The sequence below is a fragment of the Flaviramulus basaltis genome (assembly GCF_900114265.1).
In the GTDB taxonomy this organism is placed as follows: Bacteria; Bacteroidota; Bacteroidia; order Flavobacteriales; family Flavobacteriaceae; genus Flaviramulus; species Flaviramulus basaltis.
This window is the reverse complement of record NZ_FPKV01000001.1, coordinates 83,142-92,485: the sequence shown is the minus strand read 5'-3', so window position 1 is coordinate 92,485 and position 9,344 is coordinate 83,142. Positions and strand designations below refer to the sequence as shown.

Sequence of the window (9,344 nt, the reverse complement as noted above, 5' to 3'; positions counted from 1 at the left end):
TAAGAAGAAGACATGAGAAAAAGAGCAGCAAAAAAGAGACCGCTTTTACCGGATCCACGTTTTAACGACCAGTTAGTGACTCGTTTCGTTAACATGATGATGTGGGATGGTAAGAAATCGGTAGCTTTTAAAGTATTTTACGATGCAATTGACATTGTAGACTCAAAAAAAACTGACGAAGAGAAATCAGCTTTAGAAACATGGAAAGATGCTTTATCAAACGTTATGCCTCACGTAGAAGTACGTAGTCGTCGTGTTGGTGGTGCAACATTCCAAATTCCAATGCAAATTCGTCCAGATAGAAAAGTTTCAACTGCAATGAAATGGTTAATTAGCTATTCACGTAAAAGAAATGAAAAATCTATGGCGTTACGTTTAGCTTCAGAAATTTTAGCAGCAGCTAAAGAAGAAGGAGCGGCTGTTAAGAAAAGAGTTGATACTCATAAAATGGCAGAAGCAAACAAAGCATTCTCTCACTTTAGATTTTAATAGATATGGCTAGAGATTTAAAATTAACAAGAAATATAGGTATTGCTGCGCATATTGATGCTGGTAAAACTACTACTACAGAGCGTATTCTTTATTACACAGGGGTTTCGCATAAAATTGGAGAAGTGCATGATGGTGCTGCTACAATGGACTGGATGGAACAAGAGCAAGAAAGAGGTATTACAATTACTTCTGCTGCTACAACTTGTGAATGGGTATTTCCAAGGGTAAATGGTGAGCCAACAGATAATTCGAAGGAATATCATTTTAATATTATTGATACACCTGGTCACGTAGATTTTACGGTTGAAGTAAATCGTTCGTTACGTGTACTAGATGGTTTGGTTTTCTTGTTTAGTGCAGTTGATGGTGTTGAACCACAATCTGAAACTAACTGGAGACTAGCAGATAATTATAAAGTGCCAAGAATTGGTTTCGTTAATAAAATGGACCGTCAAGGGTCAGACTTTTTAAGTGTTTGCCAACAAGTAAAGGACATGTTAAAGTCTAATGCGGTGCCAATAGTTTTAAACATTGGTGACGAGGAAGATTTTAAAGGTGTTATTGATTTAGTAAAAAATCGTGCTATTATATGGCATGATGATACTCAAGGAGCGACTTTCGATGTTATCGATATTCCTGAGGATATGAAAGATGAAGCTCGTAAATATCGTGCACTTTTAATTGAAGAAGTAGCGAGTTATGATGAAAATCTTTTAGAAAAATTTATGGAAGATGAAAATTCTATTACAGAAGAAGAAGTGCATGCTGCACTTAGAGCTGCTGTGATGGATATGGCAATCATTCCTATGATTTGTGGTTCTGCTTTTAAAAATAAAGGTGTACAATTCTTATTAGACGCTGTATGTCGTTACTTGCCTTCTCCAATGGATAAAGAGGGTATTAAAGGAATGAATCCAGATACGGAAAAAGAAGAATTACGTAAACCAAGTGTGGATGAGCCATTTGCAGCATTAGCATTTAAGATTGCTACAGATCCTTTTGTAGGACGTTTAGCTTTCTTTAGAGCATATTCTGGTCGTTTAGACGCAGGTTCTTATGTGTTAAATAATCGTTCAGGAAAAAAAGAACGTATTTCTCGTATCTACCAAATGCATGCTAATAAGCAAAACGCTATCGATTTTATCGAGGCTGGAGATATTGGAGCTGCTGTTGGATTTAAATCTATAAAAACAGGAGATACACTTTCAGATGAAAAACATCCTATAGTTTTAGAATCTATGGACTTCCCAGATCCAGTAATTGGTATTGCGGTAGAACCAAAAACTAAAGCAGATGTTGACAAATTAGGTATTGGTTTAGCTAAATTAGCTGAAGAGGATCCTACATTTACAGTGCGTTCAGATGAAGCTTCAGGACAGACAATTATTTCTGGAATGGGTGAGCTTCACTTAGATGTAATTGTAGATCGTTTACGTCGCGAATTTAAAGTAGAAGTAAATCAAGGTCAACCACAAGTAGAATATAAAGAAGCTATTACTGCTTCTGCAGATCATAGAGAGGTTTATAAAAAGCAATCTGGTGGTCGTGGGAAATTTGCTGATATTGTATTTACAGTAGAACCAGCTGATGAAGGTGTAACAGGACTTCAATTCGAATCTATAATTAAAGGTGGTAACGTTCCTAAAGAATTTATTCCATCAATTGAAAAAGGATTTAAAATGGCAATGGTTAATGGTCCATTAGCAGGCTACGAAATTGATGCAATGAAAGTCACTTTGAAAGACGGTTCTTATCATGATGTGGATTCGGATCAATTATCTTTCGAATTAGCAGCTAAAATTGGATTTAAGAACTGTGCCAAAGCAGCAAAAGCTGTAATTATGGAGCCTATTATGAAACTTGAGGTAATTACTCCTGAAGAAAATATGGGTGATATCGTTGGGGATTTAAACAGAAGAAGAGGTCAAGTAAGTGACATGGGAGATAGAGCAGGTGCAAAAACTGTAAAAGCTACTGTGCCATTATCAGAAATGTTTGGATATGTAACAACATTAAGAACATTATCTTCAGGTCGTGCTACATCAACAATGGAATTTTCACATTATGCTGAAACTCCTTCTAGTATTTCAGAAGAAGTAATTAAAGCAGCTAAAGGAGAACAATCTTAAAAGTTAAGAAAATGAGTCAAAAAATCAGAATAAAATTAAAGTCTTACGATCATAACTTAGTAGATAAATCTGCTGATAAGATTGTAAAAACAGTAAAAAGTACTGGAGCTGTTGTAACTGGACCAATTCCGTTACCAACACACAAGAAAATTTTCACTGTATTACGTTCACCTCACGTAAACAAGAAGTCTAGAGAACAATTTCAATTAAGCTCTTACAAGAGATTATTAGATATTTACTCTTCGTCTTCAAAAACAATTGACGCTTTAATGAAACTTGAATTACCAAGTGGAGTAGAAGTAGAGATTAAGGTTTAAGTAAAAGAAAACATGTCCTTAACGATGGTTAAGGAAAAACGGTAAAAATACAATTCAAGGCTGAAACGTATTTTCAGCCTTGAATTTTAATAAATAGTAACAATAAATAAATAATAATTATGTCTGGGTTAATTGGAAAAAAAATCGGTATGACCAGCATCTTTGATGAAAACGGGAAAAATATTCCTTGTACAGTAATCGAAGCTGGACCATGTATCGTTACCCAAGTCAGAACTGAAGAGGTTGACGGTTATAAAGCTGTTCAATTAGGTTTCGATGACGCGACAGAAAAAAGTGCTACTAAGGCTGACCAAGGTCATGCTAAAAAAGCAGGAACTTCTGTAAAACGCAAAATCGTTGAATTTAAAGGTTTTGATGCGGAGTACAAATTAGGAGATGCAATCACTGTTGAACATTTCGCCGAAGGTGAATTTGTTGATGTAGCAGGAACATCTAAGGGTAAAGGGTTTCAAGGTGTTGTAAAACGTCATGGTTTCGGTGGTGTAGGTCAAGCTACTCACGGTCAACATAACCGTTTAAGAGCGCCAGGATCTATTGGAGCTGCATCTTATCCTGCAAGAGTTTTCAAAGGAATGAAAATGGCAGGAAGAATGGGTGGAGACACAGTTAAAGTTCAAAATTTAAGAGTTTTAAAAGTAGTTGCTGAAAAGAATCTACTAGTTGTTAAAGGTTGTGTGCCTGGACATAAAAACGCTTATGTAATTATTAGAAAATAATGAAAGTAGCAGTTTTAGATATAAACGGAAAAGACACAGGTAGAAAGGCAGACCTTTCTAAAGATGTGTTCGCTATTGAGCCTAATAATCACGCTGTATATTTGGATGTTAAACAATATTTAGCAAACCAACGTCAAGGAACTCACAAATCGAAAGAAAGAGCTGAGATTTCTGGAAGTACACGTAAGATTAAAAAGCAAAAAGGAACTGGTACAGCAAGAGCAGGTAGTATTAAGTCTGGTGTATTTAAAGGTGGTGGTCGTATGTTCGGTCCAAGACCTAGAAATTACAGCTTCAAACTTAATAAAAACCTTAAGCGATTAGCTCGTAAATCAGCTCTAAGTATCAAAGCAGGAGAGCAATCAATTACAGTTTTAGAAGACTTTAATTTTGATTCTGTAAAGACTAAGAATTTTACAGCAGTTTTAAAGGCATTAGACCTAGAAAACAAAAAGTCTTTATTTGTGTTGGGTGCGTCAAATAATAATGTATATTTGTCATCGCGCAATTTAAAAGGCTCAGAAGTTATAACTTCTTCAGAATTAAGTACTTACAAAATTTTGAATGCAAATCAAGTAGTGCTTTTAGAAGGGGCTTTAGCAGGAATTGAAACAAATTTAAGTAAATAGAAACCATGAGTATCTTAATTAAACCTATAATCACAGAAAAAGCGACTGCAAATAGCGAGTTAAGAAATTGCTATACATTCGCAGTGAAGACAAAGGCGAACAAGGTAGAAATCAAAAAAGCGGTTGAGGCTGCTTATGGTGTTTCTGTTGAAAAAGTTCGTACTATAAATGTCCGTCCAGATCGTAGTACCAAGTTTACAAAAACTGGTATTCAACATGGTAAAACAAATGCTGTTAAAAAAGCAATTGTACAACTGGCGGAAGGTGAAATGATTGATTTATACAGTAACATGTAATTAGACAAAAATGTCAGTAAGAAAATTAAAACCAATCACACCAGGACAGCGATTTAGAGTAGTAAATGGATTTGACGCCATAACTACTGATAAGCCGGAGAAAAGTTTATTAGCTCCGAATAAAAGGTCTGGTGGTAGAAACAGTCAAGGAAAAATGACCATGCGCTATATAGGTGGAGGTCATAAAAGAAAGTATCGTATTATCGATTTTAAACGTGACAAAGCTGGAATTCCAGCAGAAGTTAAGTCTATCGAATACGATCCAAACAGAACCGCTTTTATCGCGTTGTTGAATTATCAAGACGGTGAAAAAAGATACATTATTGCTCAAAATGGTTTACAAGTTGGGCAGAATTTAGTATCTGGTAAAGAAGGAATTGCTCCAGAAATTGGAAATTCAATGCCTTTAAGTGAGATTCCATTAGGAACTATTATTTCATGTTTAGAGTTACGTCCAGGACAAGGAGCTATTATGGCTCGTAGTGCTGGTGCTTTTGCTCAGTTAATGGCAAGAGATGGTAAGTTTGCAACTATTAAATTGCCTTCAGGTGAAACAAGATTAATTCTTGTTAACTGTATGGCTACTGTAGGTGTTGTTTCTAATTCAGATCATCAATTGTTAGTCTCTGGTAAAGCAGGTAGAACAAGATGGTTAGGTAGACGTCCACGTACAAGACCAGTTGTTATGAATCCAGTTGATCACCCAATGGGTGGTGGTGAAGGTAAATCTTCAGGTGGACATCCTCGTTCTAGAAACGGTATTCCAGCTAAAGGATACAGAACACGTTCTAAAAAGAATGCAAGTAATAAATATATTGTTGAACGTAGAAAGAAATAAGACATGGCAAGATCATTAAAAAAAGGACCTTACGTTCATTATAAACTAGAGAAAAAAGTGGCTACCAATGTTGAAGCTAACAAAAAAACAGTAATCAAAACCTGGTCAAGAGCTAGTATGATTACTCCAGATTTTGTTGGACAAACAATAGCAGTACATAATGGCCGTCAATTTGTTCCAGTTTATGTAACTGAAAACATGGTAGGTCATAAATTAGGAGAATTTTCACCAACACGTTCATTTCGTGGACATGCAGGTGCTAAAAATAAAGGTAAAAAGTAGTAAGCTATGGGAAGTCGTAAAAAACAAATGGCAGACGCTATTAAGGAAGGGAAAAAGCAAGTTGCTTTTGCTAAACTTAATAATTGTCCTACATCACCAAGAAAAATGCGTTTAGTAGCTGATTTAGTAAGAGGCGAAAAAGTAGAACATGCACTTAATATCTTAAAATTCAACCAAAAAGAAGCATCTGGTCGTTTAGAGAAATTGTTACTGTCTGCAATTGCAAACTGGCAATCTAAAAATGAAGAAGCTAGTATCGAAGATGCTGAATTGGTTGTGAAAGAAATAAGAGTTGACGGAGGATCTATGTTAAAAAGATTACGTCCAGCACCTCAAGGTCGTGCACACAGAATTAGAAAACGTTCTAACCACGTTACATTAGTAGTTGGAGCAAAAAATAACACACAAAGCTAAGATAGATATGGGACAAAAAACAAATCCAATCGGGAATCGCTTAGGTATTATCAGAGGATGGGAATCTAACTGGTACGGAGGTAATGATTATGGAGACAAGCTTGCCGAAGACGATAAAATTAGAAAATACGTTCATGCACGTTTATCTAAAGCTAGTGTTAGTAGAGTAATTATTGAGAGAACTTTAAAACTTGTAACCGTTACTATCACAACGGCTCGTCCAGGTATCATTATTGGTAAAGGAGGTCAAGAGGTAGACAAGTTAAAAGAAGAACTTAAGAAAATTACTGGTAAAGAAGTTCAGATTAACATCTTTGAAATTAAAAGACCTGAACTTGATGCATTTTTAGTAGGATCAAGCATCGCTCGTCAAATTGAAAATAGAATTTCATACAGACGTGCAATTAAGATGGCTATTGCTGCTACAATGCGTATGAATGCTGAAGGAATTAAAATCCAAATTAGTGGTCGTTTAAATGGTGCTGAAATGGCACGTAGTGAACACTATAAAGAAGGACGTATTCCTTTATCAACCTTTAGAGCCGATATCGATTATGCTTTAGTTGAGGCGCACACTACTTATGGTAGATTGGGTGTTAAAGTATGGATCATGAAAGGTGAAGTATATGGTAAAAGAGAACTTTCTCCGCTTGTTGGATTATCTAAGAAGCAAGGAAAAGGTGGAGCCGGAGGACGTGGCGGAAACAGAGACAACAAACCTCGTCGTAGAAAGTAATTTTTTATAAAGTAAAGAAAAATGTTACAGCCTAAAAGAACAAAATTTCGTAAGCAACAAAAGGGACGTATGAAAGGTCTTTCTCAAAGAGGAAACCAACTTTCAAGCGGAACTTTTGGAATAAAAGTATTAGACTCAACTTTTTTGACATCGCGTCAAATTGAAGCTGCTCGTATTGCTGCTACTCGTTACATGAAAAGAGAAGGACAACTTTGGATTAAAGTATTTCCAGATAAGCCTATTACAAAAAAGCCTCTTGAAGTACGTATGGGTAAAGGTAAAGGTGCCGTTGAGTACTGGGTTGCTGTTTGTAAGCCAGGCAGAGTGATTTTTGAAATTGGAGGAGTGCCTCTAGATGTTGCAAAAGAAGCATTACGCTTAGCAGCACAAAAATTACCTGTAAAAACTAAGTTTTTAATTGCTAGAGATTACGAAGCATAATTTATTTGATATTATGAAACAATCAGAAATTAAAGAATTATCTGTAGCTGAGTTACAAGAGAAACTTGGTGAAACAAAAAAGAGTTATTCTGACCTAAAATTAGCTCATGCAATATCTCCTTTAGAAAATCCAATTCAATTACGTTCTATAAGAAGAACTGTAGCAAGAATTGCGACTGAATTAACTAAAAGAGAATTACAATAATTCTGCTGAAAGATGGAAACAAGAAATTTAAGAAAAGAACGTATAGGAGTTGTTACTAGTAACAAAATGCAGAAATCAATTGTGGTTGCTGAAGTTAAAAAAGTAAAACATCCTATGTATGGTAAGTTCGTGTTAAAAACGAAAAAATACGTTGCACACGACGAAACAAACGATTGTAACATTGGTGATACTGTAAAGATCATGGAAACAAGACCTTTAAGTAAATCTAAATGTTGGAGATTAGTTGAAATCATAGAAAGAGCTAAATAATTATGGTACAGCAAGAATCAAGATTAAAAGTAGCAGATAACACTGGAGCAAAGGAAGTTTTAACTATCCGTGTTTTAGGTGGTACTAAAAGAAGATACGCTTCTGTAGGAGACAAAATTGTTGTTTCTGTAAAAGATGCAACACCTAATGGAAACATTAAAAAAGGTGCTGTTTCTACTGCAGTTGTTGTTCGTACTAAAAAAGAAGTAAGAAGACCGGACGGATCTTATATAAGATTTGACGATAATGCTTGTGTTTTATTAAACCCAACGGGTGAAATGAGAGGTACACGTGTTTTTGGTCCTGTTGCTAGAGAACTTCGTGATAAACAATTCATGAAAATTGTATCATTAGCACCAGAGGTGCTTTAATACATCAATGTAAGATGACAAAGCTTAAAATAAAAACTGGAGATACTGTAAAGGTAATTGCTGGAGATCATAAAGGATCTGAAGGTAAAGTACAAAAAGTATTGATAGAAAAGAACAAAGCGATTGTTGAGGGAGTAAACATGGTTAAGAAACATACTAAACCAAGTGCGCAAAACCCTCAAGGAGGAATCGTAGAGAAAGAAGCAGCTATTCATATTTCTAATTTATCATTGTTAACTTCAAAAGGAGAAACAACAAGAATTGGTTTTAGAGTAGAAGGCGATAAAAAAGTAAGATTTTCAACAAAATCTAATGAAGTAATATAGTTATGGCATATTCACCTAGACTTAAAGAAGAGTATAAAAGCAGAGTAATTGCAGCTCTTACAGAAGAATTTGGATATAAAAATGTTATGCAAGTTCCTAAACTTACTAAGATAGTAATATCTAAAGGTGTTGGAGCAGCTGTAGCAGACAAAAAGTTAATTGACTACGCAGTAGAAGAGGTAACTAATATATCTGGACAAAAAGCTATAGCAACAATTTCTAAAAAAGATGTTGCTTCTTTTAAATTACGTAAAGGAATGCCAATTGGTGTTAAAGTAACTTTACGTGGACAAAGAATGTATGAATTTTTAGACCGTTTAGTAACTTCTGCCTTACCTCGTGTAAGAGATTTTAACGGAATTAAAGCTACAGGATTTGATGGACGTGGTAACTACAATTTAGGAGTTACAGAACAAATTATATTCCCGGAAATTAACATTGATAAAGTTAATAAAATTTCTGGTATGGATATTACATTTGTAACAACTGCAGAGACTGATAAAGAAGCAAAATCATTATTAACCGAATTAGGATTACCTTTTCAAAAGAACTAAGATATGGCTAAAGAATCAATGAAAGCCCGTGAGGTAAAAAGAGCAAAAACAGTAGCTAAGTATGCAGATAAACGTAAGGCTTTAAAAGAAGCTGGCGATTATGAAGCTTTACAAAAGTTACCAAAAAACGCTTCTCCAGTTCGTATGCATAATAGATGTAAATTAACAGGAAGACCAAAAGGATATATGAGAACTTTCGGAATATCTCGTGTAACTTTTAGAGAAATGGCTAACCAAGGTCTTATTCCTGGAGTAAGAAAAGCTAGTTGGTAATATTATTTAAATAATCAGATTTAAGGTTCGAAAT

General features: G+C 35.0%; 17 protein-coding genes. All 17 read left to right on the top strand.

Translation table 11 applies throughout. The features are described 5' to 3' along the window. The first annotated feature begins 12 nt into the window (after positions 1-12). The 17 genes from rpsG (at position 13) to rpsN (ending at position 9,310) form a co-directional block, all read left to right on the top strand. Entirely contained in the window at positions 13-489 is a 477-nt protein-coding gene (rpsG, locus tag BT151_RS00505) for a 30S ribosomal protein S7 (protein ID WP_072399593.1), read from the top strand. A 5-nt stretch (positions 490-494) separates the two neighbouring features. Further along, on the top strand, positions 495-2,621 hold the full coding sequence (fusA, locus tag BT151_RS00500) for an elongation factor G (protein ID WP_072399592.1): 2,127 nt from the start codon (positions 495-497) through the stop codon (positions 2,619-2,621). Positions 2,622-2,632: 11 nt separating this feature from the next. Then, positions 2,633-2,938 carry a 30S ribosomal protein S10 gene (rpsJ, locus tag BT151_RS00495; protein ID WP_007650482.1) on the top strand — a complete coding sequence of 102 codons (306 nt, stop codon included), beginning with the start codon at positions 2,633-2,635 and terminating at the stop codon, positions 2,936-2,938. A 119-nt stretch (positions 2,939-3,057) separates the two neighbouring features. Beyond that, positions 3,058-3,675: a 50S ribosomal protein L3 gene (rplC, locus tag BT151_RS00490; RefSeq protein WP_072399591.1), complete on the top strand. Its 618-nt coding sequence runs from the start codon at positions 3,058-3,060 to the stop codon at positions 3,673-3,675. Beyond that, positions 3,675-4,304, top strand: a complete 630-nt coding sequence (rplD, locus tag BT151_RS00485) for a 50S ribosomal protein L4 (protein ID WP_072399590.1) — start codon at positions 3,675-3,677, stop codon at positions 4,302-4,304. Before rplC ends, rplD begins: the two co-directional genes overlap by 1 nt. 5 nt (positions 4,305-4,309) lie before the next feature. Continuing rightward, positions 4,310-4,600, top strand: coding sequence for a 50S ribosomal protein L23 (gene rplW / locus BT151_RS00480; protein ID WP_072399589.1), 291 nt, complete (start codon positions 4,310-4,312; stop codon positions 4,598-4,600). A 10-nt stretch (positions 4,601-4,610) separates the two neighbouring features. Beyond that, positions 4,611-5,438 carry a 50S ribosomal protein L2 gene (gene rplB, locus BT151_RS00475; RefSeq protein ID WP_072399588.1) on the top strand — a complete coding sequence of 276 codons (828 nt, stop codon included), beginning with the start codon at positions 4,611-4,613 and terminating at the stop codon, positions 5,436-5,438. A 3-nt stretch (positions 5,439-5,441) separates the two neighbouring features. Then, positions 5,442-5,720: a 30S ribosomal protein S19 gene (rpsS, locus tag BT151_RS00470; RefSeq protein ID WP_072399587.1), complete on the top strand. Its 279-nt coding sequence runs from the start codon at positions 5,442-5,444 to the stop codon at positions 5,718-5,720. Between the two features lie 6 nt (positions 5,721-5,726). Next, complete coding sequence (rplV, locus tag BT151_RS00465) at positions 5,727-6,134, top strand: 50S ribosomal protein L22 (protein ID WP_072399586.1); 408 nt, start codon at positions 5,727-5,729, stop codon at positions 6,132-6,134. Between the two features lie 7 nt (positions 6,135-6,141). After that, positions 6,142-6,870, top strand: a complete 729-nt coding sequence (gene rpsC, locus BT151_RS00460; protein ID WP_067147346.1) for a 30S ribosomal protein S3 — start codon at positions 6,142-6,144, stop codon at positions 6,868-6,870. Positions 6,871-6,891: 21 nt separating this feature from the next. After that, positions 6,892-7,311, top strand: a complete 420-nt coding sequence (gene rplP / locus BT151_RS00455; protein ID WP_072399585.1) for a 50S ribosomal protein L16 — start codon at positions 6,892-6,894, stop codon at positions 7,309-7,311. Positions 7,312-7,324: 13 nt separating this feature from the next. Next, positions 7,325-7,516, top strand: coding sequence for a 50S ribosomal protein L29 (gene rpmC, locus BT151_RS00450; protein ID WP_034043309.1), 192 nt, complete (start codon positions 7,325-7,327; stop codon positions 7,514-7,516). Positions 7,517-7,528: 12 nt separating this feature from the next. Continuing rightward, positions 7,529-7,786 (top strand): 30S ribosomal protein S17, encoded by a 258-nt coding sequence (rpsQ, locus tag BT151_RS00445; protein WP_072399584.1) that lies wholly within the window; start codon positions 7,529-7,531, stop codon positions 7,784-7,786. Between the two features lie 2 nt (positions 7,787-7,788). Next, positions 7,789-8,157, top strand: a complete 369-nt coding sequence (gene rplN / locus BT151_RS00440) for a 50S ribosomal protein L14 (RefSeq protein ID WP_019386277.1) — start codon at positions 7,789-7,791, stop codon at positions 8,155-8,157. Between the two features lie 14 nt (positions 8,158-8,171). After that, positions 8,172-8,483 (top strand): 50S ribosomal protein L24, encoded by a 312-nt coding sequence (rplX, locus tag BT151_RS00435; protein ID WP_072399583.1) that lies wholly within the window; start codon positions 8,172-8,174, stop codon positions 8,481-8,483. Positions 8,484-8,485: 2 nt separating this feature from the next. Beyond that, on the top strand, positions 8,486-9,037 hold the full coding sequence (rplE, locus tag BT151_RS00430) for a 50S ribosomal protein L5 (protein ID WP_072399582.1): 552 nt from the start codon (positions 8,486-8,488) through the stop codon (positions 9,035-9,037). A 3-nt stretch (positions 9,038-9,040) separates the two neighbouring features. Continuing rightward, positions 9,041-9,310 (top strand): 30S ribosomal protein S14, encoded by a 270-nt coding sequence (rpsN, locus tag BT151_RS00425; protein WP_072399581.1) that lies wholly within the window; start codon positions 9,041-9,043, stop codon positions 9,308-9,310. Positions 9,311-9,344 lie beyond the last annotated feature (34 nt).

Coding starts and splice junctions, on each gene's coding strand:
- rpsQ (WP_072399584.1), top strand. CDS start 7,529: ATGGAAACAAGAAATTTAAGAAAAGAACGTATAGGAGTTGTTACTAGT.
- rplD (WP_072399590.1), top strand. CDS start 3,675: ATGAAAGTAGCAGTTTTAGATATAAACGGAAAAGACACAGGTAGAAAG.
- rpsN (WP_072399581.1), top strand. CDS start 9,041: ATGGCTAAAGAATCAATGAAAGCCCGTGAGGTAAAAAGAGCAAAAACA.
- fusA (WP_072399592.1), top strand. CDS start 495: ATGGCTAGAGATTTAAAATTAACAAGAAATATAGGTATTGCTGCGCAT.
- rplB (WP_072399588.1), top strand. CDS start 4,611: ATGTCAGTAAGAAAATTAAAACCAATCACACCAGGACAGCGATTTAGA.
- rplC (WP_072399591.1), top strand. CDS start 3,058: ATGTCTGGGTTAATTGGAAAAAAAATCGGTATGACCAGCATCTTTGAT.
- rplX (WP_072399583.1), top strand. CDS start 8,172: ATGACAAAGCTTAAAATAAAAACTGGAGATACTGTAAAGGTAATTGCT.
- rpmC (WP_034043309.1), top strand. CDS start 7,325: ATGAAACAATCAGAAATTAAAGAATTATCTGTAGCTGAGTTACAAGAG.
- rplE (WP_072399582.1), top strand. CDS start 8,486: ATGGCATATTCACCTAGACTTAAAGAAGAGTATAAAAGCAGAGTAATT.
- rplP (WP_072399585.1), top strand. CDS start 6,892: ATGTTACAGCCTAAAAGAACAAAATTTCGTAAGCAACAAAAGGGACGT.
- rpsS (WP_072399587.1), top strand. CDS start 5,442: ATGGCAAGATCATTAAAAAAAGGACCTTACGTTCATTATAAACTAGAG.
- rpsJ (WP_007650482.1), top strand. CDS start 2,633: ATGAGTCAAAAAATCAGAATAAAATTAAAGTCTTACGATCATAACTTA.
- rpsG (WP_072399593.1), top strand. CDS start 13: ATGAGAAAAAGAGCAGCAAAAAAGAGACCGCTTTTACCGGATCCACGT.
- rplV (WP_072399586.1), top strand. CDS start 5,727: ATGGGAAGTCGTAAAAAACAAATGGCAGACGCTATTAAGGAAGGGAAA.
- rplN (WP_019386277.1), top strand. CDS start 7,789: ATGGTACAGCAAGAATCAAGATTAAAAGTAGCAGATAACACTGGAGCA.
- rplW (WP_072399589.1), top strand. CDS start 4,310: ATGAGTATCTTAATTAAACCTATAATCACAGAAAAAGCGACTGCAAAT.
- rpsC (WP_067147346.1), top strand. CDS start 6,142: ATGGGACAAAAAACAAATCCAATCGGGAATCGCTTAGGTATTATCAGA.